This is a genomic window from Pseudomonas sp. B611 (assembly GCF_055407965.1).
Window position 1 is genome coordinate 94,473 of record NZ_JBUZST010000013.1, and the last position, 24,953, is coordinate 119,425.

General features: G+C 60.5%; 24 protein-coding genes. 6 read left to right on the forward strand and 18 right to left on the reverse strand.

The features are described 5' to 3' along the window. Positions 1–18: 18 nt before the first annotated feature. The 3 genes from ispA to ACZRMO_RS22770 all read right to left on the reverse strand — a co-directional run bounded on the left by ispA (position 19) and on the right by ACZRMO_RS22770 (position 2,385). On the reverse strand, positions 19–906 hold the full coding sequence (ispA, locus tag ACZRMO_RS22760) for a (2E,6E)-farnesyl diphosphate synthase (RefSeq protein ID WP_463974257.1): 888 nt from the start codon (positions 904–906) through the stop codon (positions 19–21). Then, positions 903–1,145 carry an exodeoxyribonuclease VII small subunit gene (locus tag ACZRMO_RS22765; protein WP_003176346.1) on the reverse strand — a complete coding sequence of 81 codons (243 nt, stop codon included), beginning with the start codon at positions 1,143–1,145 and terminating at the stop codon, positions 903–905. Before ACZRMO_RS22765 ends, ispA begins: the two co-directional genes overlap by 4 nt. 100 nt (positions 1,146–1,245) lie before the next feature. After that, positions 1,246–2,385: a Fic family protein gene (locus ACZRMO_RS22770; RefSeq protein ID WP_463974258.1), complete on the reverse strand. Its 1,140-nt coding sequence runs from the start codon at positions 2,383–2,385 to the stop codon at positions 1,246–1,248. A 220-nt stretch (positions 2,386–2,605) separates the two neighbouring features. On the opposite strand from ACZRMO_RS22770, the gene ACZRMO_RS22775 reads away from it, so the two are divergent. Beyond that, on the forward strand, positions 2,606–4,525 hold the full coding sequence (locus ACZRMO_RS22775; protein ID WP_463974259.1) for a hypothetical protein: 1,920 nt from the start codon (positions 2,606–2,608) through the stop codon (positions 4,523–4,525). On the opposite strand, the gene ACZRMO_RS22780 is transcribed toward ACZRMO_RS22775, so the two are convergent. From ACZRMO_RS22780 to exaC, 12 genes are all read right to left on the reverse strand, one after another. Next, positions 4,522–4,920 carry a MerR family transcriptional regulator gene (locus ACZRMO_RS22780; RefSeq protein ID WP_463974260.1) on the reverse strand — a complete coding sequence of 133 codons (399 nt, stop codon included), beginning with the start codon at positions 4,918–4,920 and terminating at the stop codon, positions 4,522–4,524. The genes ACZRMO_RS22775 and ACZRMO_RS22780 overlap by 4 nt on opposite strands. Next, complete coding sequence (locus ACZRMO_RS22785) at positions 4,859–5,503, reverse strand: NAD(P)H-dependent oxidoreductase (RefSeq protein WP_463974261.1); 645 nt, start codon at positions 5,501–5,503, stop codon at positions 4,859–4,861. Before ACZRMO_RS22785 ends, ACZRMO_RS22780 begins: the two co-directional genes overlap by 62 nt. A 142-nt stretch (positions 5,504–5,645) precedes the next feature. Continuing rightward, positions 5,646–6,278: an isochorismate family cysteine hydrolase YcaC gene (gene ycaC / locus ACZRMO_RS22790; RefSeq protein ID WP_124525112.1), complete on the reverse strand. Its 633-nt coding sequence runs from the start codon at positions 6,276–6,278 to the stop codon at positions 5,646–5,648. A 449-nt stretch (positions 6,279–6,727) separates the two neighbouring features. After that, a complete protein-coding gene (locus tag ACZRMO_RS22795) occupies positions 6,728–7,501 on the reverse strand; it encodes a LexA family transcriptional regulator (RefSeq protein ID WP_463974262.1) in 774 nt (257 codons plus the stop codon). A 214-nt stretch (positions 7,502–7,715) separates the two neighbouring features. Then, positions 7,716–8,243, reverse strand: coding sequence for an inorganic diphosphatase (ppa, locus tag ACZRMO_RS22800; RefSeq protein ID WP_003176323.1), 528 nt, complete (start codon positions 8,241–8,243; stop codon positions 7,716–7,718). A gap of 109 nt (positions 8,244–8,352) precedes the next feature. Further along, positions 8,353–9,168, reverse strand: a complete 816-nt coding sequence (locus ACZRMO_RS22805) for a M90 family metallopeptidase (protein WP_463974263.1) — start codon at positions 9,166–9,168, stop codon at positions 8,353–8,355. A gap of 6 nt (positions 9,169–9,174) precedes the next feature. Further along, entirely contained in the window at positions 9,175–9,831 is a 657-nt protein-coding gene (locus ACZRMO_RS22810; RefSeq protein ID WP_122486079.1) for a DedA family protein, read from the reverse strand. A gap of 302 nt (positions 9,832–10,133) precedes the next feature. Continuing rightward, positions 10,134–10,592, reverse strand: a complete 459-nt coding sequence (locus ACZRMO_RS22815) for a GNAT family N-acetyltransferase (RefSeq protein ID WP_017735604.1) — start codon at positions 10,590–10,592, stop codon at positions 10,134–10,136. 92 nt (positions 10,593–10,684) lie between these two features. Then, positions 10,685–11,518 (reverse strand): ethanolamine ammonia-lyase subunit EutC, encoded by an 834-nt coding sequence (eutC, locus tag ACZRMO_RS22820; protein ID WP_017735605.1) that lies wholly within the window; start codon positions 11,516–11,518, stop codon positions 10,685–10,687. Further along, entirely contained in the window at positions 11,515–12,909 is a 1,395-nt protein-coding gene (locus ACZRMO_RS22825; RefSeq protein ID WP_124525118.1) for an ethanolamine ammonia-lyase subunit EutB, read from the reverse strand. Before ACZRMO_RS22825 ends, eutC begins: the two co-directional genes overlap by 4 nt. Positions 12,910–12,961: 52 nt before the next feature. Continuing rightward, positions 12,962–14,395 carry an ethanolamine permease gene (gene eat, locus ACZRMO_RS22830; RefSeq protein ID WP_017735607.1) on the reverse strand — a complete coding sequence of 478 codons (1,434 nt, stop codon included), beginning with the start codon at positions 14,393–14,395 and terminating at the stop codon, positions 12,962–12,964. 207 nt (positions 14,396–14,602) lie between these two features. Continuing rightward, a complete protein-coding gene (gene exaC, locus ACZRMO_RS22835) occupies positions 14,603–16,123 on the reverse strand; it encodes an acetaldehyde dehydrogenase ExaC (protein WP_463974264.1) in 1,521 nt (506 codons plus the stop codon). 271 nt (positions 16,124–16,394) lie between these two features. Here exaC and ACZRMO_RS22840 point away from each other — a divergent pair, with 271 nt between their 5' ends. The 5 genes from ACZRMO_RS22840 (at position 16,395) to ACZRMO_RS22860 (ending at position 21,872) form a co-directional block, all read left to right on the forward strand. Next, a complete protein-coding gene (locus tag ACZRMO_RS22840) occupies positions 16,395–18,290 on the forward strand; it encodes a sigma-54-dependent Fis family transcriptional regulator (RefSeq protein ID WP_463974265.1) in 1,896 nt (631 codons plus the stop codon). Positions 18,291–18,475: 185 nt separating this feature from the next. Then, positions 18,476–19,516 (forward strand): hypothetical protein, encoded by a 1,041-nt coding sequence (locus ACZRMO_RS22845; RefSeq protein WP_463974266.1) that lies wholly within the window; start codon positions 18,476–18,478, stop codon positions 19,514–19,516. 103 nt (positions 19,517–19,619) lie between these two features. Next, on the forward strand, positions 19,620–20,969 hold the full coding sequence (gene mpl / locus ACZRMO_RS22850; RefSeq protein WP_463974267.1) for a UDP-N-acetylmuramate:L-alanyl-gamma-D-glutamyl-meso-diaminopimelate ligase: 1,350 nt from the start codon (positions 19,620–19,622) through the stop codon (positions 20,967–20,969). Beyond that, entirely contained in the window at positions 20,966–21,595 is a 630-nt protein-coding gene (gene ubiX / locus ACZRMO_RS22855; protein ID WP_017735613.1) for a flavin prenyltransferase UbiX, read from the forward strand. The genes mpl and ubiX overlap by 4 nt, the downstream gene beginning before the upstream one ends. Beyond that, positions 21,588–21,872, forward strand: coding sequence for a YceK/YidQ family lipoprotein (locus tag ACZRMO_RS22860; RefSeq protein ID WP_463974268.1), 285 nt, complete (start codon positions 21,588–21,590; stop codon positions 21,870–21,872). The genes ubiX and ACZRMO_RS22860 overlap by 8 nt, the downstream gene beginning before the upstream one ends. A gap of 121 nt (positions 21,873–21,993) precedes the next feature. Here the strand turns inward: ACZRMO_RS22860 and ACZRMO_RS22865 are convergent, their stop codons facing one another. The 3 genes from ACZRMO_RS22865 to ACZRMO_RS22875 all read right to left on the reverse strand — a co-directional run bounded on the left by ACZRMO_RS22865 (position 21,994) and on the right by ACZRMO_RS22875 (position 24,944). Then, positions 21,994–22,635 carry an oxidoreductase gene (locus ACZRMO_RS22865; protein ID WP_207043127.1) on the reverse strand — a complete coding sequence of 214 codons (642 nt, stop codon included), beginning with the start codon at positions 22,633–22,635 and terminating at the stop codon, positions 21,994–21,996. Positions 22,636–22,664: 29 nt separating this feature from the next. After that, positions 22,665–24,383, reverse strand: a complete 1,719-nt coding sequence (locus tag ACZRMO_RS22870) for a C13 family peptidase (protein WP_463974269.1) — start codon at positions 24,381–24,383, stop codon at positions 22,665–22,667. Between the two features lie 105 nt (positions 24,384–24,488). Continuing rightward, entirely contained in the window at positions 24,489–24,944 is a 456-nt protein-coding gene (locus tag ACZRMO_RS22875) for a MaoC family dehydratase (RefSeq protein WP_003194496.1), read from the reverse strand. Between the last annotated feature and the right edge of the window lie 9 nt (positions 24,945–24,953).

Consider the following 24,953-nt stretch of genomic DNA (forward strand, 5'->3'; position numbering starts at 1 on the left):
CTGCAATGGCCGCCCTGATCAGTGCCGGCGTTCGACGATATACCGCGCCAGGTCGCGCAGTGGCTCGGCCGCCGCGTCGAAAGGTCGCAGGGCGTCCAGGGCCAGGTCGCGCAGTTCCAGGGCATAGGCCTTGGCGGCTTCAAGCCCGAGCAGTGCCGGATAAGTCGGTTTGTCCCGTGCGATGTCGGCGCCCTGGCGTTTGCCCAGGGTGGCGGTGTCACTTTCGACATCGAGGATGTCGTCCTGCACCTGGAAGGCCAGGCCGATGGCGCGGGAATACGTTTTCAGCGCCGCCAGCTGTTCGGCTTCAGCGCGGCCACTGGCCAGGGCGCCGAGGTGCACGGCAGCTTCGATCAGTGCACCGGTCTTGTGGCGGTGCATGTATTCCAGGGCCTGCTGATCCAGCTTCTGGCCGACCGAACCTAAGTCGATGGCTTGACCGCCGACCATCCCGGCGGGGCCAGCGGCGACGGCCAGGGCGGTGACCATGCGCAAGCGGATCTCGGCGTTGACGCTGCTCAGCGCCGGGTCCAGCAATGCGCTGAACGCCAGGCTTTGCAGGCCGTCACCGGCGAGAATCGCACAGGCTTCGTCAAAGGCTTTGTGGGTGGTTGGCTGGCCGCGACGCAAATCGTCATCGTCCATGGCCGGCAAATCGTCGTGTACCAGGGAATAGGCGTGGATCAACTCCACCGCACAGGCGGCGCCATTGGCCTGCTCGGCGGGCGCGCCCAAGGCTTCGCACGCGGCATACGCCAGCAGCGGGCGCACACGCTTGCCGCCATTCATCACGCTGTAGCGCATGGCTTCATACAGACGCTTGAGTTCGGGGCTTGGCGCAACAAACAAGGGCTCCAGCGCCGCATTGACCCGGGCTTGGCTACTGGCCTGATACGCGTCGATCATTCCGGCTGTTCCGCATCGAAAGGTTCTTCGGCCAACTCCCCGTCACGCTCCAGCAGCACTTGGACCTTCTGCTCCGCTTGCGCCAAGGCGCTCTGGCAGTCGCGGGTCAGGCCGATGCCTTGCTCAAACGCTGTCAACGAGTCTTCCAGCGACAACTCGCCGTTCTCCAGACGCTCGACCAGGGTTTGCAGGTCGGCGAGGGATTGTTCGAAATCGAGTGCAACTTTTTTGCGGGCCATGGCGGCTATTCCGGTAGACGGTAAACCGGCGCGACACTAGCAGACATGGGGATTCTGGGCAAATGAGCGGGCAAATGAGCGGTCAAATGAACGGGGTGGCTCAATCGCCCAAGGCATTGATTTGATAGCGCGTACTACGGCCTCCGCCGGGCAATCGCACCAGGCAGTTTTTTTCCAGCAGATCAGCCAGGTGACGCGTGGCGGTAGCTTTCGACACCTTGGTCACGGCCTGATACTGCGCGGCGCTGATGCCATGTTCAAAGCCCTTCTCCCCACCGTCCAGCAAGCGGTTGAGTACCTTGATCTGTTCGGCAGACAGCGCGAGACCGTGGTGTTGCTGCCAGAACCGGCTCTTGTCCAGCACCCGGTCAATCTGCGCCATGGCTTGTTGCACACTGCGCAGCAAGGTCTTGAGGAACCATTCGAGCCAGTGGGTGATATCCAGCTTGGCCTTTTGGCTCGACTCCAGCGCCTGGTAATAACCCGCGCGGTCCTCAAGGATGCTGGCGGACATGGCATAAAAACGAATGGCCTGGTGTTCGCCCTGGGCCAACGCCAGGTCAGTGATAGCGCGGGTCAGGCGACCATTGCCGTCGTCGAACGGGTGCAGCGTGACAAACCAGAAGTGCGCGACGCCTGCGCGGACCAGAGGATCAAGCTCCGGTTGGCCACGGCTGGTTTCGAACCAATCGAGGAAATCATCCAGCGCTTGCTCCAGCCCTTCGCGCGGCGGCACCTCGAAATGCACCGTCTGTCGATCAAGCCACCCCGAAACCACCTGCATCGGCTCATCCCCGCGCAATGTCCCGACATTGAGCGCGCGCGCAGCCAAGCCGGCTTCGGGAGTCGGGAACAATAAATGATGCCAATTCAACAGGCGGGCAAGGGTAAAGGGTTGGGCGAATTGTTGCGTGGCATCCAGCATCAGCTCAGCCAGGCCTTCGCTGCGGCGGCTGACGCAGGCGTCCTTCAACGGCTCCAGACCCAAACGTCGCGCCAGGGAGGAGCGTACCGACCCCACATTCAACTGTTCCCCCTCGATTGCCGAAGAAGTCAGGATGTTTTGCAGCAACGTATCCAGCTCATTCTGCGCGTTGACCGCTTGGCTGACGGTGCCGAGCATGCCCAGCAGCTTGCCTTGGGCTTGTCCGCACTCGCGCAACAAGACCGCCAGGCGACCCGGTTGCCAGTGGAAGTGCGGCCAGTCGGCGTGTTGCCAGACCCAGAATGGGTGGTCCATGGAGGCGTACCTGAGTGGGTGAGCCGAATAAAAAGGCTATTCGGCTCATTTGGTGAGCCGATTGTGCAATTTATTCGGCTCATCGTCCACCGTCAGAAATCGTACTTGAACCCCTGCGCTGGTGGTTATCAGGGTAGTGGCCTAGTGCTATTCTGCGCCACGACCTGCAGCCACCCGTGGACAGTGCAGGCAAAAAAAGCGCGTTTGAGGAGATAGGGATATGTCGTTGTTGGCGTTCTTGCAGGCCAAAAAATACTCGAGCTCGGGACGTGTGTATGTCGCGCCGAATATTCCCAAGAAGCTGCTGAGCAATGCCCTGGCGGCTTACGATTTGACGCTGGACCCCAGCGATGTGGTGGTGTTGATCGACGACACCATGTTCGGCAGCGGCAAGGACGGTTGCCTGATCGGGCATGACTGCCTGGCGATTCGCGAAACCTTCAGCGACGCTGTCAGCTATTCCTACAGTGAAGTGCAATCCCTGGAGATTCAGGGCAGCAAACTCTTCCTCAACAAGCGTCAGGCGATTGCCTTCAACATGCCGGACAAGGCCGACCTCAACCAATGCTTCTCGTTGGTGCTGGAGTGGATGCGCAGCGAGTCTGCTGATCAGCCGCCGGCCTCGGTCAAACGCGCTGAAGCCAAGGCTGCCGGCAGCCAGGAATTGAGTGCCGCGCAAGTCGATACCGTGGTGCAAATGACGGTCAACCTGGCCGAGCGCCTGGGCCTGGAGCGCGTCTACGTGCGCCCGCATATCCCGCAGAAAAAACTGCACGCGGCGCTGGAGTCCTACGGCGCCAATATGCGTGAAGACGAAGTGCTGGTGCTGATCGACGACACCCTGTTCGGCGGCGCCAAGGAAGGCGTGCTGATGGGCGAGAGCAAGCTGGCGCTGAAAATGGTGTTTGAAGCGCCGCGCCTGTTTTTCTGGCGACACCTGGAAGGGCTGTCGGTGGAGAAGCGCGACCTTTACATCAATGCGCGCAAGGTCGGTTCCTTCACCCAGGTAGGCGAAAAGGAGTTGGGCGAGTTTTTCTCACTGATCAACCAAGCGTTGGCTGATGCGCGTCAGGCCTCGGCCGATGACATCCCGTTGCCCGTCAGTGCAGCGCCTGAGCCTGTGCAAGCCGAAGAAATCTTCGCCCTGGCGGTCATCGCAGATACCGACGTACAGAGCCCCGCCGAGCAACAGAAAAAAGCCGGTGCCAAGGACAAACTGCTGGGCTACGTCGCCGTGGCGATCGAGCAAAACAAGCCGAAGATCTTGCCGTTCCTCAAGGAAAAAACCGGCGAGGCGTCCCTCGCTGCTTTGCGTGATGACGCGAACGTCGAGAAGCTTGGCGGGTTCATTTATGCCTTCCTGCCGGGCGTGGTGCGCCTGGCGCTCAAGGAGGAAACCTTCGTGCGCTTCGTGCTGGAAAACCGCAACAAGCTCCTCGACAAGCTGTTGGTCGGCGAAGCTGAACGCGTCGCCGCGTTGCCCGACATTACGCCGGTGAACCGTGGCTATCACGCCGACCTCGACGACCTGCTGATGGACGACGAGCCCGAGGTGCGCCCGGGGCAAAAACCGATCGAGACCCTGCGCGCGATTTTGCAGGAGCTCCAGCAAGAGCTGCACGACGACCCGGAGGCCGAGTTCATCTGGCAGTTGCCTATCGGCTTCCTTGACGCGCTGCTGCCCAAAGCCGAAAAACTGATCGGCTTCCCCGACAAGAAAGTCGAGGATCAGGTCTTTTTTGTACTGGCCCTGATGTACGGCTTTTCCTTCCACAAAGTGCCCGAGGCCGTACGCAGCCAAGAGAAGATTCTGGAAAGCTTCCTCAACGGTTTCGGCGTCATTCTGAGTTGCTACGAAGAGCACAACCCCGCCAGCGCCTTCAACGTCGATGATGACGTGATGCCTATGTTGCTGATCATGACCAAAGTGGCGAGCAAGCAGCAGCTCAATGAACTGGTCAGGAAAATGCTCGACGAGCACACCCACACCACCGAACCGGGCGACTTCGAGATGGACGACATCATGTCGCTGCTGCGGGAAGCCAACAACGGCGCGGTGGCCTGGGTGGACGCGCTGACCCGTATCAGCGTCGACCGCGAACGTGAAGTGCAACGCAAATGGGGCGACGTGCTCAACTAAGACCGTGACGGGCGGCCAGTTTCAACCAGGCGTTCGAACTGGCACTGCCCTTGCGCACCGTCCAGGCTGGCCTCAAAGGCCAGCAAGCCGGCCAGTACCTTTTGCTGGGCTTCAATCTGCGTGACCAACTCGTGTTTTTTCTGCGCAATCGCCTGTGCTGCGCGTTGCTGTGCAAGCGTATTTCCTGGGTCGCCGTGGAGGATTTCCTGCAACTCCTTGAGCTTGAACCCCAGCTGTTGCGCGCACTTGATAAACATCAGCAGCTCGACACTCTGCTCGGAATAGACCCGGTACTGGCCCTCCCGTCGGGGCGCTGGCAACAGGCCAATCGCCTCATAGTGACGAATCGCCTTGATGGTCGTGCCTGACAGTTGCGCGGCTTTGCCGATGTACATGAAAACTCCCTTTTCCCACGAGTGCGCCGGCCTGTTGCAGCCATTTTTCCCGTTGCGTTGGTGTCGATCCCAATACCGGCCCGAACAGCAACGTCTGGGTCGGCTGGATGCCGCAGAACGCCAGGGTGGTCTTGCGCATCTGATGGATGCCCGGCATGCGGTAGAACCAGCGGTAATACCATGGCGGCGTGTCCAGGGCCACCAACAAATGTGCGGTTCGGCCTTGCAGGAGCTTGTCGGGGAATGCCTTGCCTGCACGGTATTTAAAGGCAAAGCCGGGTAGGAAAATACGGTCGATAAAGCCTTTCAACAACGCCGGGATGCCGCCCCACCAGATCGGGAACACGAAGGTCAGGTGAGTGGCCCAGAGGATGTCGGCCTGGGCGCTGAGCAGGTCGGGTTCCAGGGCTTGGATCTGGCTGTAGCCGTTGTGCAGGATCGGGTCGAAATCCAGCTCGCCCAGGCGTAAGACGCGCACCTCATGGCCGGCGCTTTTTGCACTGCGGGTGTAGGTATCGGCGAGGGCGGCGCAGAAGCTGGTGGTGGCGGGGTGGCCGAGGATGACCAGGATGCGGTGGGGCATGGTGGGGTGTCCTGAAAGGGGGGATTCAGGGTAGGGGGTGCTGCATAGGGGAGAGTCAAGGGCTGCATTTGTGCAGCAGCCTGCTGCACAAACAACAAAAGCCTGCTTTTTCAAGGCAGGCATTTTGTTTAACTCGCTGTGTTTAGTCCTTGCGCGCCGTCAGCGCCGAGTAACCATTCATCAAGTTGCGATAGTTCGGAATGCGCTGGGACAGCAGGTTGCCCAGGCCTTCGATATCGTTGCGCCAGTCGCGGTGCAGCTCACAGGCCACCGAGAACCAGTTCATCATCTGCGCGCCGGCCTGGGTCATGCGGCTCCATGCGGCCTGCTGCACGGTGGTGTTGAAGGTGCCCGACGCATCGGTAACCACGAACACATCAAAGCCTTCCGCCAGTGCCGACAGGGTCGGGAACGCGACGCACACATCGGTGACCACCCCGGCAATGATGATCTGCTTGCGGCCGGTGGCCTTGATCGCCTTGACGAAGTCTTCGTTGTCCCAGGCGTTGATCTGGCCAGGGCGGGCGATGTACGGCGCGTCCGGGAACATCTCTTTCAGCTCCGGCACCAGCGGGCCGTTGGGGCCTTGCTCGAAGCTGGTGGTGAGGATGGTCGGCAGGTCGAAGAACTTGGCCAGGTCCGCCAGGGCGAGCACGTTGTTCTTGAACTCGTTGGGCGAGAAGTCCTGCACCAGGGAAATCAGGCCGGTTTGGTGGTCGACCAGCAGTACGATGGCGTCGTCTTTGTTCAAGCGGTTGTAGGTTTGAGTGCTCATGGTTGAATCCTTTTTTGTTTAGGTTGGTTGGGCGTTGCGTTCAACATGGGCACAGATTAATGGGTTGGCTGCGGGTGATAAATCGGCTAGTGCGTGTCTTACCGTCAACTCAAAAGAGACAATGTTAGGCGGGAGATACCGTTGGTTCGCTCGGCGTTGCCGCGAAGGCTGCGTTAGGTGTTCTTTGAATGAGGGCGAGTTACCGATGATTGACGCTCAGGTCACTACGACTTTCTTACGGGCATTAAAAAGCCGGCTTGTGGCCGGCTTCTCGCTGACTGCTTCAGCTTGTTTTTGACAAACCTCAACAGCCTTCAAATCGCTCAGCCAACATTGCGTCTGGCTGAATAGTAGGGGCATCAGCGGGAACTCCTCCGCATCGCCGAGCAGGGTGCATAGCCTTAAGCCATCCCCTGCCAAATGTGCGGCGCATGATACCCACATTCACCTCAAATGCCCACCTCCGGTTCCGATTTAGAGCCTTCCCAGCCCAACAGGTGTTCATCCAGCGGCACGGGTGGGCGGCGGTTGTTGAGGGTGGACCACCAGAATACCCAGCCGACGATTTGCACGCTTTGTTCGAAGCGTTGCTCGTAGGTGAGGTATTCGTCGGGATGTTCGCTGGCGTTGTGGCTGCGCAGGCGCAGGCCACCGCCCGGGCGGTTATAGAGGTATTTGATGCGCAGCATGCCGTCGTGTTCGACGGCGTAGATTTCGCCGTCGACGATTTGCGTGCGGCCGCTGTCGATGGCGAGTGTGGCGCCTTGTTGGATGATGTCGATCATGCTGTTGTCGGCCATGTAGGCGCCGACTGCGCGGTCGGGGTTTACGCTGAGGGCTTCGAGGGTGTGCAGGGAGACGCGGATGCGCTCGGTGGAAGTGAACGTGGGGTGGAGGGGAATCTCCACGTCGATTTTTTCTGGGGCGCAGGCTGGGCCTGTGAGGTATTTGCCGCTGTCTTCGCGGGTGGGCAGTGCATTCCTTGCAGTGGGGCCGTCCAACAGAAAGTTGGCCGGTGGGTGTTTGGGGCCAAGGCCGGTGTTCAGCCATCGACTGGTGACGCAGAGCAGTTCTGCGATCTCGTTGAGTCGGCCCATGGGGACGCCGCGCTTGAACCAGTTGTTCACGTGTTGAGGCGTGACGCCACGGTTCTTGGCGAAGTCGGACGCGGAAAGATGAACTTCCCGTAACAGCGCTTTTAAACGATCACCTGATGTATTCATAAACGCAGAGTTTACTGGCGGGGGAAACTAATCAAATAAACCATGCGTTGATTTGCGCGTGTAGGTTTTTCCTTAGTTGTGGTTTTGTTTTTCAGAGTTATTGTATTGTTAAACGTTAGTTGCTCTGTGTTGAACCTGGTGTTTAATGCCGGGCACAAAAAAGCCCCGAATAATCGGGGCTTTCTTTTATTGCTGTCGCCATGAGGCGCGGTTATCAGCCTTTGTAGGCGGCAACCGACTTCATGATCTCGGCGCGGGCGGCGTCTGCGTTGCCCCAGCCGTCGATCTTCACCCATTTGCCTTTTTCGAGGTCTTTGTAGTTCTCGAAGAAGTGCTTGATCTGTTCCAGCAGCAATGGCGGCAGGTCGGTGTATTCCTTCACGTCCACGTACAGCTGGGACAGCTTGTCGTGTGGCACTGCGATGACTTTGGCATCGCCGCCGCCGTCGTCGGTCATGTTCAGGATGCCGACTGGACGCGCGCGGATAACCGAGCCTGGGGTCACCGGGTAAGGGGTTACGACCAGCACGTCGAGGGGGTCACCGTCGTCAGCCAGGGTGTTAGGGATGAAACCGTAGTTGGCCGGGTAGAACATCGGGGTGGCCATGAAACGGTCAACGAACAGGCAATCGCTGTCTTTGTCGATTTCGTATTTGATCGGCGCGTGGTTGGCCGGAATCTCGATGGCGACGTAGATGTCGTTCGGCAGGTCTTTGCCAGCCGGAATCTTGCTGTAGCTCATTGGGCGTTGCCCCCGTTAATTGGCCAAGAAACTTGGCCGGATTGGCCTAAAAGTGGCGGCGATTATAGGCACATTCTGGCGCCGATGCCATGCGCCAGACGTCGTACGGTCATTCGCCTTGCGGCTGATACCGCGGGTCGCTGGCTTGCAGTTGGTGCAGGCGGGCCTGGGGATCCTGGCGATAAAAGCGGCTGAGTTGGGTGTACACCTGTGGATAACTATTGACCAGTAAATCCGGGGCGCTGAAAAAGTATTCGCTGGTGACGGCAAAGAACTCGGCCGGGTTTTCGGCGGCGTAGGGGTCGATCTCGGTGTCGGCATCCGGGTTGGCGTCCAGTTGACGATTGAGGTCGTCGTAGGCGCCTTGCATCACGCTGGCCCACTCTTGCACGCGCATGTCGTGGTGCAGCGGCGGCAGGCCGTTGGCGTCGCCGTTGAGCATGTCGAGTTTGTGCGCCAGTTCGTGGATGACCAGGTTGTAGCCTTCCCAGTTGCCGCTGGCCAGCACGCCGGGCCAGGCGAGGATCACCGGGCCCTGTTGCCACGCTTCGCCGCTGTGTTCGCCGTCCCATTCGTGTTCGATGCCGCTGCTGTCGCGATGGCGCTGGGGGCTGAGGAAGTCGTCGGGGTACAGCACGATTTCGTGGAAGCCCTGGTACCAATCGAGGTCGCCCAGGTTCATCAACGGCAGTTGCGCCTGGGCGGCGAGCAGCAGGCGTTGTTCCTGGTGCAATTCGACGCCGGGGAGGGCGGTGAGGTGCTTTTCGGCGAGGAACACCACGCAGGCTTCGCGCAGCCATTGGTCCTGCTCGGCACTGATACCGTCGAGGAAGGTCAGGTGCTGGCGCACCCGTTGCCAGGTGTCCTCGGCAATCGGGTGCTTGGCCAGCAGGCGCCGGCGACGCCAGGCGCTGAGGGACCACATCGCCAGTTACTGCGGCTTGGCTTCGGAGGACGTGCGGCCAAAGCGGCTGCGGAACACGCCAATGATCATCGGCACCAGCGACAGCAGGATGATAAACACCACCAGCAGCGAGAGGTTTTTCTTGATAAATGGCACGTTGCCGAAGAAGTAGCCCAGGGTCACCAGGCCGCCGACCCAGAGGATGGTACCCAGTACGCTGAAACCGAAGAAACGCGGGTAAGGCATCCGGGCGATGCCGGCGACGAACGGCGCAAACGTGCGCAGGATCGGCAGGAAGCGCGCCAGGGTCACGGTTTTGCCGCCGTGCTTGTCGTAGAAATCGTGGGTTTTTTGCAGGTAGTCGCGGCGGAAGATTTTTGAATTCGGGTTATTGAACAATCGCTCGCCCACCGTTCGCCCGATCACATAGTTGGTGCTGTCGCCGAGGATCGCCGCCAGCATCAACAGGCCGCCGAGCAAGACCGGGTCCATGCCACCGCCGGCCGCAACGGCACCAGCAATAAACAGCAATGAATCACCCGGCAGGAAGGGCATGACCACCAGGCCGGTTTCGCAAAAGATGACAAGGAACAGAATGGCGTAGATCCACGGACCGTAATTGGTTACCAGCATGTCGAGGTAAACGTCGAGATGCAGGATAAGGTCGAGCGGGTTGAAATCCATGGATGGCACCTGTGTGAATGGCTCGGCTCAGCAGGCCAGTGCGGAAGCTAGGGTAAGTAAAAGGCTACAAGTGTATGTCGCGATTCTTACATCCTTGAAAGGATCGCATTATACGGATCGAGAGGTGAAAAGCCTGTTGGTTTTGTAGCGGGGGATGTCGCGATTTGTAAGGATATACACCGATCCAAAATGTGGGAGCGGGCTTGCTCGCGAAAGCGGTGTGTCAGTCAGCACATCTGGAACTGAACCACCGCATTCGCGAGCAAGCCCGCTCCCACAGGGGATTTGTGGTGTGGGGGGCTTCAGTCTTCGCTGATCGGCAGCACGTAGTTCTTGAACTCCGTGTCTTCACGAAACCCGATCGACTCATACGTCTTCTGCGCCACTTCATTGTCACTGCTGGTGGACACCCGCAGCCGCACGGCATGGGTTTCCTTGGCCATTTTCTTCGCCGTACGCATCAGATTATCCGCCACCAATTGCCGGCGAGCGTCTTCGGCCACATAGATGTCGTTGAGAATCCACACGCGCTTGAGCGACAACGACGAAAAGCTCGGATACAGCTGACAAAACCCCAGCAGCTTTTTGTCATCGTCATCGGCCAGGGCCAGGTAAATCACCGACTCCTTGCGCCGCAGGCGTTTTTCGAGGAAGGCCCGCGACGAGTCCGGGAAGGGCAACGCCCCGTAGAATTCGCGGTATTTGACGAATAACGGGGTCAACAGGTCCAGGTGTTCCAGGGTCGCTTGAGTAATCCGCATGCCAGGCCTCAACTTCCAAATGGGGTATGACCACACAAGCGGCCGTGACTCGATGCTGCCTAATGGCGTGAAAAAGCGCAATCGTGCAGCGATTAGTCATCCGGTGAACTGAGCAGGAAATTACCTTTCATCAGGTCTGGATCATCCGATTCGATGGTCTGAACTTGCGCCTCATCCTTGAGATTGACCCCCGACAGCTGCCGGCGACACGCCTCTCGCATCAAGTAAAGCAGGCGATGGGCGGCCATGCCGTAGCTCAGGCCTTCCAGGCGGACGTTGGAGATGCAATTGCGATACGCATCGGTGAGGCCAACCTTGGGGTTATAGGTGAAATACAGCCCCAGGCTGTCCGGTGAACTGAGCCCCGGCCGCTCGCCGATCAGGATCACCACCATCTTCGCGCCGAGCAGTTGGCCAATCTCATCGGCCACGGCCACGCGGCCTTGTTCGACCAGGATGACGGGCGACAACGACCAGCCTTCGGCGTGGGTCTGTTCTTCCATGCGTGTCAGAAACGGCAGTGTGTGTTTATGCACGGCCAGCGCGGACAGGCCATCGGCGACCACCACCGCCAGGTCCACACCGCCGGGATTGGCGGCTGCATGTTCGCGCAGCGCCTGCGCCGACTCATCGCTCAAGCGCCGCCCCAGGTCCGGGCGTTGCAGGTAGCTGTGCCGGTCCGTGGCGGCGCTGTGCAGCAGCAGGCTGTCACGGCCGCGCTCGGCCAACTGGCCGCTGAGGCCTGCATGGTCGAAGGGCAGGTGCACGGCATCGCGCGCCTGGGCGTGGGCGAACTGGAAGTCCAGTTGGGCATTCGTGGGAATGCTGGTGCCGGTACGGCCCAGGGCAATGCGCGCAGGGGTCAGGCGGCGCAGTTCCAGCCACGGGTTCTCTGGTAGGTCGAGTTGCACGGGCGGCTCCTTCATCCCAATTGCGCCAAGGCTTGGCGAAACGCCGGTGGCAGGCTGTTGCCGAAGCGCACCTTGCCGTCGGCTTGCGTGAAGATGCCCATTTTGGCCAGCCACTGTTCAAATTCCGGCGCCGGCTTCAAACCCAATGTTTGCCGGGCATACAAGGCGTCGTGGAACGAGGTGGTCTGGTAGTTGAGCATGATGTCGTCGGAGCCGGGGATGCCCATGATGAAGTTGATCCCGGCCACGCCGAGCAGGGTCAGCAGGGTGTCCATGTCGTCCTGGTCGGCTTCGGCGTGGTTGGTGTAGCAGATGTCGCAACCCATCGGCACGCCCAGCAACTTGCCGCAGAAGTGGTCTTCGAGGCCGGCGCGGATGATCTGTTTGCCGTTGTACAGGTACTCGGGGCCGATAAAACCGACCACGGTGTTGACCAGGAACGGCTTGAAGTGCCGCGCCACTGCATATGCGCGGGTTTCGCAGGTTTGCTGGTCGACGCCAAAGTGCGCATTGGCCGACAAGGCACTGCCTTGGCCGGTTTCGAAATACATCAGGTTCTGGCCCAGGGTGCCGCGGTTCAGGCTCAGGCCCGCGTCGTAACCTTCCTGCAGCACGTTCAGGTTGATGCCGAAACTGGCGTTGGCTGCTTCGGTGCCTGCAATCGACTGAAACACCAGGTCCAGCGGTACGCCACGGTTGATCGCTTCGATCGAGGTGGTCACGTGGGTCAGCACGCAGGCCTGGGTCGGGATCTCATAGCGCTGGATGATCGCGTCGAGCATCTCTAGCATCGCGCAGATCGAGGCGATGCTGTCGGTGGCCGGGTTGATGCCGATCATGGCGTCGCCGTTGCCATAAAGCAGGCCGTCGAGAATGCTCGCGGCGATGCCCGCCGGTTCGTCGGTCGGATGGTTGGGTTGCAGGCGTGTGGATAAACGCCCGCGCAGGCCCATGGTGCCGCGGAACTGGGTGACCACGCGGATCTTCTGCGCCACCAGCACCAGGTCCTGCACCCGCATGATCTTGGAGACGGCGGCGGCCATCTCCGGTGTCAGCCCTGGCGCCAGCGCGCGTAGGCTGTGTTCGTCGGCTGCGTCGCTGAGCAGCCAGTCGCGCAGGCCGCCGACGGTCAGGTGGCTGACCACTGCAAACGCTTGTTTATCGTGGGTGTCGATGATCAGCCGGGTGACTTCATCGCTTTCATAAGGAATCAGCGCTTCTTCGAGGAAGTGTTTCAGCGGGATATTGGCCAGCGCCATTTGCGCCGCCACCCGCTCGCCGTCGTTCTGCGCGGCCACGCCGGCGAGGAAATCCCCGGAACGTGCGGGGCTGGCCTTGGCCATTACGTCCTTGAGGCTGTCGAAGCGGTAGGTTTGTGTACCCACCGCGTGGGAAAAGCTTGCCATACAGTGTCTCCTTGACGACGCGGGCAGCCGCCCGCGTCGAGGTTTACGGCAGTTAGTGCAAGGCGGCTTCTGCGGCCTGGATCGCCGCGAATTCCTCTTCGGGCGTGCCTGCTACCAAGTGATGCCGGCTGTAGAAAGCAAAGTAAGCAATTAATACTCCATAGATGATCGCGGCGCCAATTACCACGCGCGGATCCACCAGGAAGCCCGCCACTACGGCCACGCAGGCCAGGACCAAGGCGACGCCGGAGGTGAAGATGCCACCGGGTGTGCGGTACGGACGGTCCATTTTGGGGCGACGGATGCGCAAGGTGATGTGCGCGGCCATCATCAGCACGTAGGAAATCGTTGCGCCAAACACCGCCACCAGGATCAACAAGTCGCCTTGGCCGGTCAGCGACAGGCCAAAACCGATGATGCCGGGGATCACCAGCGCCAGTACCGGGGCTTTGCTCTTGTTGGTCTGCGACAGTTTGCGAGGCAGGTAGCCGGCCCGGGACAGGGCAAAGATCTGCCGCGAATAGGCGTAGATAATCGAGAAAAAGCTGGCGATCAAGCCGGCCAGGCCGACCAGGTTGACGAAACTGCCCATCCACGTCGAACCGCCGTAGGACAGTGCCAGCGCTTCAACCAGCGGGTTGCCGGATTTGACCAGCGCGTAGGTGCCCGCGCCGCCCGGGGCAATCACCAGGATCAGCAGGGCGAAACTGGTCAGCACCACAATGGCGCCAATCAAGCCGCGCGGCAGGTCGCGTTTTGGGTTCTTGGTTTCTTCAGCCGCCAACGGCACGCCTTCAACGGCGAGGAAAAACCAGATCGCATAAGGAATCGCCGCCCACACACCCACGTAGCCAAAAGGCAGGAAGGTGCTGGCGCCCTTGGCTTCGGTGACAGGAATGTCCAACAGGTTGGCGACATTGAAGTGCGGCACCATCGCCACCAGGAACACGCCCAGGGCAATCGCGGCGACGGCGGTAATCACAAACATCAGCTTCAACGCTTCGCCGACGCCAAAGATGTGGATACCGATAAAGATGATGTAGAACGCCAGGTAAATCATCCAGCCTCCAATGCCGAACAGCGACTCACAATACGCGCCGATAAACACCGCAATGGCGGCGGGGGCGATGGCGTATTCGATCAGGATCGCGGTGCCGGTAAGGAACCCGCCCCAGGGGCCGAATGCGCTGCGGGCGAAGCCGTAGCCACCGCCGGCGGTTGGGATCATGGAAGACAGTTCGGCCAGGGAAAAGCACATGCACAGGTACATGGTGGCCATCAGCAATGTGGCGAGGAACATGCCGCCCCAGCCGCCTTGGGCCAGGCCGAAGTTCCAGCCGGCGTAGTCGCCGGAGATCACGTAGGCAACGCCGAGGCCCACTAATAGCACCCAGCCGGCGGCGCCTTTTTTCAGTTCGCGTTGTTGGAAGTATTGGGAATCGACTTTTTCGAAGTCGACGGAAGATCCAGTCGGTTCGCTAGGCATGGGGAAGTACCTTTCATTGTTATTGTTCTAATTCGGCATCTGTGTGCCGGATGAAGTTTGCAAGTACTTATGAAGATCCAATTGTGGGAGCGGGCTTGCTCGCGAAAGCGGTGTGTCAGTTAGTACATCTAATACTGATATACCGCTTTCGCGAGCAAGCCCGCTCCCACATTTTTAATTGCATTTCAAATGTGGGAGCGGGGGAAGTTAGAAGAACCCCAACGGATTAATGTCGTAACTCACCAGCAAGTTTTTGGTCTGCTGGTAATGATCCAACATCATCTTGTGCGTCTCACGGCCCACGCCGGACTTCTTGTAACCGCCAAACGCGGCATGTGCCGGGTACAGGTGGTAGCAGTTGGTCCAGACGCGGCCCGCCTTGATCGCGCGGCCCATGCGATAGGCACGGTTGATGTCGCGGGTCCACACGCCGGCGCCGAGGCCGAACTCGGTGTCGTTGGCAATCGCCAGGGCTTCGGCTTCGTCCTTGAAGGTGGTGATGCTGACCACCGGGCCGAAGATTTCTTCCTGGAACACGCGCATTTCGTTGGTGCCCTTGAGCAGGGTCGGCTGGATGTAATAGCCGCCGGCCATGTCGCCCGCGAGCTTTTCGACCTTGCCGCCGGTGAGCAGTTGCGCGCCTTCGCCCTTGGCGATTTCCAGGTAGGACAGGATCTTGTCGAACTGCTGCTCGGACGCCTGGGCGCCGACCATGGTGTCGGTGTCCAGCGGGTCGCCGCGCTTGATCTGTTCGATCTTCTTCATCACCACTTTCATGAAGTCGTCGTAGATCGACTCTTCCACCAGCGCCCGGGATGGGCAGGTGCACACCTCGCCCTGGTTGAAGAACGCCAGCACCAGGCCTTCCGCGGCTTTTTCGATGAAGGTCGGTTCGGCTTTCATGATGTCGGCGAAGAAGATGTTCGGCGACTTGCCGCCCAGCTCGACGGTGGACGGAATAATGTTCTCGGCCGCCGCATGCATGATGTGCGAACCCACCGGGGTGGAGCCGGTGAACGCGATCTTGGCGATACGCTTGCTAGTGGCCAGGGCCTCGCCGGCTTCTTTACCGAAACCGTGCACCACGTTCAGCACGCCCGGTGGCAGCAGGTCGCCGATCACTTCCAACAGCAGGCTGATGCCCAGCGGGGTTTGCTCGGCAGGCTTGAGCACCACGCAGTTACCGGCGGCCAGGGCCGGTGCGAGTTTCCACGCGGCCATCAGGATCGGGAAGTTCCACGGGATGATCTGGCCAACGACGCCCAGCGGCTCGTGAAAGTGATAGGACGCAGTATGTTCGTTGATCTCGGCGCTGGTGCCTTCCTGGGCGCGGATGCAGCCAGCGAAGTAGCGGAAGTGGTCAGCGGCGAGCGGGATGTCGGCGTTGAGGGTTTCACGCACGGCCTTGCCGTTGTCCCAGGTTTCGGTGATGGCCAGCAGTTCGAGGTTCTGTTCGATGCGGTCGGCGATTTTCAGCAGCGCCAGCGAGCGGTCCTGGGCCGAGGTCTTGCCCCAGGCGTCAGCGGCAGCGTGGGCGGCGTCGAGCGCCTTGTCGATGTCTTTGGCAGTGGAACGCGGGAATTCGGCGATAGGCTTGCCGTTGACCGGCGAGGTATTAGTGAAATAGTTGCCATCGACCGGCGCAACGAATTCGCCACCGATGTAGTTGCCGTACTTGGCCTTGAACGAAACGATCGCGCCTTCAGTACCGGGGTGTGCGTAACGCATGGTGGGTATCTCCTGGCTTTTATGTTTATTTGGAGTGCAGCGCTGCTGCGCTTGATAAGCGTAGAGCAAAGGTTGGGCCACTGCCGTCGGGGCCAGGTAAATCAAGGGCTTGGACTTTGTTGCAAGGCGCTACTGTGGCAGGACTGATACAGGCGAAGTGACAGTTTGTGTCATAAACGGTACAGCCTGTGACCGGCGGGTCGGCCCGGGATTGCATTGGTCGGAAGGCTGGGGGATGCTGGGCGTTCTCACGCAGGGAGAATAATAAGAAATGCACAACGATCATTTCAGTCGCCATGCCCAGCAAGTGTTAACGGTCACCCGTGGCCAAGAGCGTTCCCAAGGCCCCGCCAGCGACCCGTCCATCGCCCGCTCCTGGCTGCGTTGCCTGGAGGACTATCACCTCGACCCTGCGCAGACCCTCGCGCCCACCGTGCTTGAGCACGGTCGCCTGCTGGAAAGCCGTGAGCGCTTGCAACAAGTGCTGCACATCGCCGGCAGCGAGATGAACAGCCTGCACCAACAGCTCTCGGGCGCCGGCCATGCGGTGCTGCTCACGGATGCGCGCGGGGTGATCCTCAACTGTGTCACCGCGCCGTCCGAGCGCAAGATCTTCGAGCGCGCCGGGCTGTGGCTTGGCGCTGATTGGAGCGAAGCCTGCGAAGGCACCAATGGCATCGGCACCTGCCTGGTGGAGCGTCAATCCCTGACGATTCATCGCGATGAACACTTTCGTGGCCGGCATACCGGGCTGACGTGTTCGGCGAGCCCGGTATTCGACCCCCATGGCGACTTGCTCGCGGTGCTGGACGTGTCTTCCGCGCGCGAAGCGGTATCGCGCCAGAGCCAGTTCCACACCATGGCGCTGGTCAATCTGTCGGCGAAGATGATCGAGAGTTGCTACTTCCTGCGTCACTTTGAAAACCATTGGTTGCTGCGGTTTCATTTGCAGGCCGAGTCGGTCGGTTTATTCAGCGAGGGCCTGCTGGCGTTCGACGGCGACGGGCGGATTTGTGCGGTCAACCAGAGTGCGCTGAACTTGCTGGGACAGGTGCGCGCAGGTTTGCTGGGGCGCACGGTGGATGCGTTTTTTGACTGTTCCCTGGACCAACTGCTTGGCCGCGCCAGTGCCAATGCCACCGCCAGTTGGCCGCTGCGTACCCGTGATGGCCGGCACTTGTTTGCGGCGTTGCGCGGCCAATCGCGCAGCTCTGTGGCGCCTGTGGCCAAGCCCACACTTGCGCGTCTGCCGGGGATCTGCCTGGGCGATCCGGCCCTGCAAAACGATTTTCGCAAAGCGCTGCGGGTATTCGAGCGCGATGTACCCTTGCTGATCAATGGCGAAACCGGCTCCGGCAAGGAAGCCTTCGCCAAGGCTGTGCATCACGCCAGCCAGCGTGAGGGTAAAGCGTTTGTGGCGCTCAACTGTGCGGCTATCCCCGAAAGCCTGATCGAAAGCGAACTGTTCGGCTATCGCGGCGGCAGTTTCACCGGCGCGCTTAAAGATGGCATGCGCGGCAAGCTGCAACAGGCCGACGGCGGCACGCTGTTCCTCGACGAAATTGGCGACATGCCCCTGGCGTTGCAGACGCGTTTGTTGCGGGTGCTGGAGGACCGCCAGGTGGTGCCCATCGGCGGCGAACCTGAGGCAGTGAACGTCAGAATCATCAGTGCCACGCACCGTAATTTGCTGGCGCGCGTGCAGGACGGCAGCTTTCGCGAGGACTTGTATTACCGCCTCAATGGCCTGGAAGTGGCGCTGCCGGCGTTGCGCGAGCGCAGCGACAAAGCGCAGCTACTCGACTTCCTGCTGGCCGAGGAGGCGCGCGGCCAATCCATCAGCCTTGAGCCCGCAGCGCGACAAACGTTGTTGGCCTATGCCTGGCCAGGCAACGTGCGGCAGTTGCGCACGGTCTTGCGCACGCTGGTGGCACTGTGTGACGACGGGCGAATCGGGCAGGCTGACTTGCCCGCGTTGTTTCACCAGGCCCCGCTGAACAAGGTCAGCGAGTTGCCGCTCGACGATGCCGAGCGCCAGACCTTGCTCGCGGCGCTGGAACGCCAGCATTGGCGCATGACACAAACCGCAGAGCACCTCGGTGTCAGTCGCAATACGTTGTACCGTAAGTTGCGTAAACATGGGATCACCCGTTTTACGCCTACATAACTAAGGGTTGTAGGGGGATGTTCTTTTCAGCGCTCAGCCAAGTGGGTTTTTTATTGTTAAGTGGAAAGTTCCACGCGCATTGAGTTGGCATGTTCCGACAGGAACTGCTCAGCGTTAGTTGCTCACTCAATGAGGGCAACTGCTCAAGGTGTTTTCATTCAATAAAAATCACTCGGGTGAACACGATGATCATTACAACAGCAACAGTTCCATTTGTTTCCCTGCAACCAGCGGCTGTCGACAAACCTGTTGTGCCGACGGTTCCAAGCAGCAGCGATATCCATGAACAGCCTTTGGCCCGCAGTAAGCGAGGCATAAAGGACAGAGGCTTTTTTTCGTGGTTTGGCAGCAAGCCACCGGCGGTGCCTCCCGTCAAACCGCCTGTTGCCCTCAAGCCGGTTGTGCCGCCAACGCCCAAGCCGAGGACAACGGGCAAACCGTCTGGCGCTGGGCAACCGTCCCCAACCCACCGCTTTCAGAATCTGGGCGACGCGGTGATCCACGTCAACAACGTCAAAAAAAATGACGCGTTGCTGCTCGCCAATCTGGCCAAGCAATCGCCGAAGATCAGCATTGCCGAAGCGGCCAAGCGGCTTATCGACGCCGATAGCCTGGTCAAGGCTGGCGTTATCTCTACGGCCCCCAAAGCCAGCCAGGTTGCGCGGGACGCCTTTATCAGCGCCGGCATTACCGGCATGGTCAGCGCACCGATCAACGTGGGGGCCTATGCTGGTTCCGTGGCCACCGGGGAGGCGATCAAGGCGAATTACGCACCGGGCGTGTTGCCGCCACCGTTTTTGCCGAGCGCCACCAGCCAGCCCAAAGCCGTGACACCCGCGGTGCAATCCGAAACGCCCCTTGGCCCGCAACTGGATGATGCAGAGGCCCAGTTACTAGGGATGGCCTCTACGGTGATGTTTATTCTTGGCGATACCAAGAGTGTGTTCACCAAGAAGGAGAGTTGGCCGAAAGACGACGAGGGGCGTCTCAGCAACCTAGAGAAGTTGCTTGGTGTATCAGAGCAGCAGCTAAAAAAGGCCACTCGCCAGAACGAGATTGTTTTCAAACCCTATAAATCGGGAACCCCGTTGCCTGCCGATGCCAAGGCGCGCCTGGAACTGATTGAAAAACGATTCGAGCGGATGGCCGAGTCGTATGAGAAGTTGCGCGTCTTTGCGGCCGTCAAACAAAGTGAAAACGAAGCGCAGGCGCTTGCCACGGCTTGAAGTGTTCAGCGCAGGTTGGAGTGCAGGCTGCGCTCCAACCTGCATAAAGAGTGCGATTTCCCACTCCCTGCGCTAACCTGCCTCGATGTTTACGAGGTCGACTATGCACATTCATATTCTTGGTATTTGCGGCACTTTCATGGGTTCGATGGCGGTTCTGGCCAAAGAGCTGGGCCATCACGTTACTGGCTCCGATGCCAACGTCTACCCACCCATGAGCACGCAGCTGCAAGCTCAGGGTATTGAACTGACCCAAGGCTACGACCCGGCGCAATTCGACCCGGTCCCGGACCTGGTGGTGATCGGCAATGCCATGGTGCGCGGCAATCCAGCGGTCGAATACGTACTCAACAAAGGCTTGTCCTATGTCTCTGGCCCACAGTGGCTGGCGGACCATGTGCTGCAAGGCCGCTGGGTACTGGCTGTCGCCGGCACCCACGGCAAGACCACCACCAGCAGCATGCTCGCCTGGGTGCTGGAACATGCCGGCATGAGCCCGGGCTTCCTGATTGGCGGTGTGCCGCAGAACTTCTCGGTGTCGGCGCGCCTGGGCGATACGCCGTTCTTCGTGATTGAAGCCGATGAATACGACAGCGCTTTCTTCGACAAGCGCTCCAAGTTCGTTCACTACCGTCCACGCACGGCGATCCTGAATAACCTTGAGTTCGATCACGCGGACATCTTCCCGGATCTGCCGGCGATCGAGCGCCAGTTTCACCATCTGGTGCGCACCATTCCGAGCGAAGGCCTGGTGATTCACCCAACCACCGAGCCGGCCTTGCAGCGTGTGATCGACATGGGCTGCTGGACCCCGGTGCAAACCACCGGTGCGGGCGGGCAGTGGCAGGTCAAGTTGCTCAGTGAAGACGGTTCGCGGTTTGAAGTGTTGTTTGAAGGCGAGGCCCAAGGCATCGTCGACTGGGATATGACCGGCCAACACAACGTGGCCAATGCACTGGTGACCCTGGCTGCCGCACGCCATGTGGGCGTGGTGCCCTCCATGGGTATCGCGGCATTGAGCGCGTTCAAGAGCGTGAAGCGGCGTATGGAGAAAGTCGCCGATGTGAATGGGATTACCATCTACGACGACTTTGCCCACCACCCGACGGCGATTGCCACCACGTTGGATGGCCTGCGCAAGCGCGTAGGCGATGCGCCGATCATTGCGATTGTCGAGCCGCGTTCCAACTCCATGAAGCTCGGCGCGCACCGCGATGGCCTGCCGGAAAGCGTCAACGACGCCGATCAAGTGGTCTGGTACGCGCCGGCCAACCTGGGCTGGGATTTGCCGGCGATTGCCGCGTTGTGCACCGTGCCCTCAACGGTCTGCGATTCCATCGAAGGCATCATCGAGCACGTCAAGCAGCTCGCCAAGCCCGGCACCCATGTGGTGGTGATGAGCAACGGCGGATTCGGCGGCCTGCACGGTAAATTGGCCGAGGCGCTGAAATGAGCGGCCCGGAACGCGTGACCCTGGCGATGACCGGCGCGTCCGGCGCGCCCTATGGCCTGCGCCTGCTGGATTGCCTGGTGCGCGAAGACCGTGAAGTGCACTTCCTGATCTCCAAGGCCGCGCAGTTGGTGATGGCCACCGAGACCGACGTCGCGCTGCCGCCCAAGGTGCAGATGATGCAGGCGTTCCTCACCGAATACACCGGTGCGGCGGCGGGGCAGATCAAGGTGTACGGCAAAGAAGATTGGATGTCGCCGGTGGCTTCCGGCTCCGGCGCGCCGGCAGCGATGGTGGTGGTGCCGTGTTCCACTGGCACCTTGTCGGCGATTGCCACGGGGGCGTGCAACAACCTGATCGAGCGCGCGGCGGACGTGACCTTGAAGGAGCGCCGCCAACTGATCCTGGTGCCGCGAGAAGCACCGTATTCGAGCATTCACCTGGAGCACATGCTCAAGTTGTCGAACATGGGCGTGACCATCTTGCCGGCGTCCCCCGGTTTTTATCACCAGCCGCAGACCATCGATGACCTGGTGGACTTTGTGGTGGCGCGCATCCTCAACCTGCTGAATATTCCCCAGGACATGCTGCCGCGTTGGGGTGAGCACCATTTGAGCAGCGATGAATAAGGCGCTGTTGCTGATACTCGTGCTGCAGCTGACGGGGTGTGCAACCGCACGCACGCTGGATGCGGCGCAACCCGGCGCGCCGGTGGTGTATGCCGGCACTCGGTTGGATTTGTATGCAATGAATGGCGGTTGCTGCGCCAAGGATCGGTTTGGGGCTGAGGCGCCGAGTTATCCGGGGGTGGACCTGCCGGCGAGTGCGTTGCTCGATACCTTGTTGTTGCCGTTGTCGGTGTTGACAGTGCTTGGGGTTGGCTTCAACGCTACGGGCGGCCTGTAGAGGTGTATTGCCTGGGCTGGCCTCATCGCAGGCAAGCCAGCTCCCACATTTGACGGCGTTCACAAATCAAAATGTGGGAGCCGGGCTTGCCCGCGATGGGGCCCATACAGCCACCGCAAAATCACTTGCCGAGCTTGCGCAACTCATCCGACTCCACCACCCGCACCCCATCCTGCTCCTCCAGCGCCAGGCGCCACATGGCCCGGGCCAGTTCGCAGACCTCAATGCCACGGTATTTTCCAGGAATCAGCTTCGACAGTGGGCCGGCCAGTTGTTCGGCCAGGCGCGGTTCCAAGCGCTCGCCCAGCAACAGTGACGGCCGCACGATGGTCAGTTGTGGCCAGTCCTGGGCTTTCAGCGCCTGTTCCATTTCGCCTTTGACGCGGTTGTAGAAAATCGACGATTTCGGGTCGGCGCCAATCGCGCTGATCACGATCAGGTGCCGTGCGCCCATCTCCCGCGCACGTTTGGCGAAGGCCACCACCATGTCCAGGTCAACCGCGCGGAACGCCGCTTCGGAACCGGCCTGCTTGATAGTGGTGCCCAGGCAGCAGAAGGCGATATCCACCCGCCCACTCAGTTGCGGCAAGAACACCGCCGGGTCACCCACCGGGTTTTCCAGGTGCGGATGTTCGGCCAGTGGCTTGCGGCTGGGTGCCAGGACGCGGGTCACGGTGGGTTCGTTGAGCAGGCGATCCAGCAGGTGCTCGCCGGTCAGGCCGGTGGCTCCGGCCAGCAGGATATGTTGAGGTGTCAGGTACATGGTGTTTCCCCCCTGTTACACGTTACAGCTTAGTTGCCTTTGGCTTCCTTGCTATTCATTGAGACGCTTTCGAGCGCCTTTCGTGCCTGCTGTTTGCGTAATAATTGCCAGTGGGCGATCACCCCTTTAGGCGCCCAGATCTGCGGTTCAGAGGCTTCGAAGCTGTCCGCCTGTTCGCGTTCGGCCACATGCAGTTGTGCCAGTTTGAAGGCTTGCTGCAGGTCGTCGGTCTGGTTGAAGGCTTGGGCGAAGAGGGCGTCGCCGAAGTAGGTGAAGTCGGCCTCTTCAGAGCAGCCGAAGGACACGCGGTCTGCGCGCGAGGCGGTCATGATCAGGGTGCGCTCGTCTTTCAGCGCCGGGATAAAACCACCGGAGTAGCAGGCGGAAATCACGATGATCTTGTCGCGGTCTTTCAGCGGTGTGAGCACAGCGGCCAGTTCGTCGGCCGGCAGGTCGGCCAGCTCCATGCGCGGTTGGTCCAGCACCAGTTCGTGTTCGTGGGTGCCGTGGCTGGTCATATAGATGAATACCAGATCTTCCGGGCCCGTGCGCTCGGCCAGGGTTTGCACGGCGCGACGCAGGCTTTCGCGGGTGGCCAGGGGACGGTCGGCGATGTGGTCGCGGTGGTTGACCAGGCGAATCTGCCCGCGCGCGCCGAAACGGGTGGCGAGCATGTTGCTGACGTAGTCGGCTTCGCGCAGGAATACGCTTTGTTTGCCATCACCGGCCAGCACCAGGCTGTACAGCTCAATGGCGGGGGTCGAGGCGGGCACGGCCGCGAGGGCGGCATCGAGCAAGTGGCCTTGGGCCAATACGCCGGTTTCCAGAGGGTCGGGCAACAGCTTGCCGTCGGCGTCACGTACCCGCATGCCATTGACCCAGGTGCCGGCCTGCACGGTGCCATCGGTGAGGACTAGGGTGCCACGGCCCTGATAGCTGTCGCTGTCGAAACCGCCAATATAGAAGCTGCCATCGGTGAGGTTCAGGCGACCTTCACCGGTGAAGCGCCAATCGCTGAACTGGCCGACATAGTGGCTGCCGTCCACACCGATCAACTCGCCTTTGCCGCTCAGCGCGCCTTCCTTGAACTGGCCGATCCACACGTCGCCGTCGGCGTTTTCATAGCGGCCCTTGCCGTTGAGCTGGTTCTGCTTGAATTGGCCGACATAGATGTCGCCATCGGCGCTGTTGAAGGTGCCGTTGCCTTCGAGCTGACCATCGACGAAGTGGCCGCTGAACTGGTTGCCACTGTCGTCGTTGCGCTGGCCTTCGCCATTCGGTTTGCCGTGGGCGAACTGGCCCTGGTATTGGCTGCCGTCCGCCAGCTCCAGGCGGCCGAGGCCGGAATACTGGTCGGCATTGAATTCACCGCGATAGGTCATCTGCCCTTCTTTGAGGGTGCCTTCGCCGTTGCGCCGGCCGCGCTTGAAGCCGCCGACGTAGCTGCTGCCCGGTGTGGTCAGGCTGCCTTGGCCATCGAACAGGCCTTGCTGGAACTCGCCTTTATAGACCTCGCCGTTACTGCCATGCCATTCGCCCTGGCCGTGCCACTGGCCCTTGTCGAACTGCCCGGCGTACCAGCTGCCGTTGGGGTAGTCCACACGGCCCTGGCCTTGCAGCAAGCCGTTGACCACATCACCCCGGTAGCGGCCGCCATCGGGCAGGCGCGCATCGGGCGGCAACAGCGATTCGCCGTCTCCGCAAGCGGTGAGCAACAGGGCAAGGGCAAGGGGAGCGAGTGGGCGCATAGCGGGATCCGGATAATTGAGCGCCGAGTATGCCGCAGCCGCGAGGTTCATACATAAATTTACATACCCTGTGGTGAGTTTCAGTGCCTCACCACAGGGCCGGGCTTACACGAAGCAGAGTGACAGCGACTCGGCAATGTAAGCAGGTTTTTCCTGGCCTTCGATTTCCAGGGTGGCGGTGGCCTTGAACAGCCATTGCCCGGGTTTTTTCTCGGTGACGTCGGTCAGTGTCACGTTCAGGCGCACCTTGGAGTTGACCTTGACCGGCTGGATAAACCGCACGCTGTCCAGGCCGTAGTTGACCGCCATCTTCAGGCCCTCAGGCATGATCAGGATGTCTTCCATCAACTTGGGCATCAGCGACAACGACAGAAAACCGTGGGCAATCGTGCTGCCAAACGGGGTTTGCGCGGCCTTGACCGGATCGACGTGGATGAACTGATGATCGCCTGTGGCCTCGGCGAACAGGTTGATCCGCGCCTGGTCGATGGTGAGCCATTCGGAACGTCCCAGTTCCTTGCCGACATAATCTTTGAGCTGCGCTACAGGTACATAGGGCATTGCGTCTCT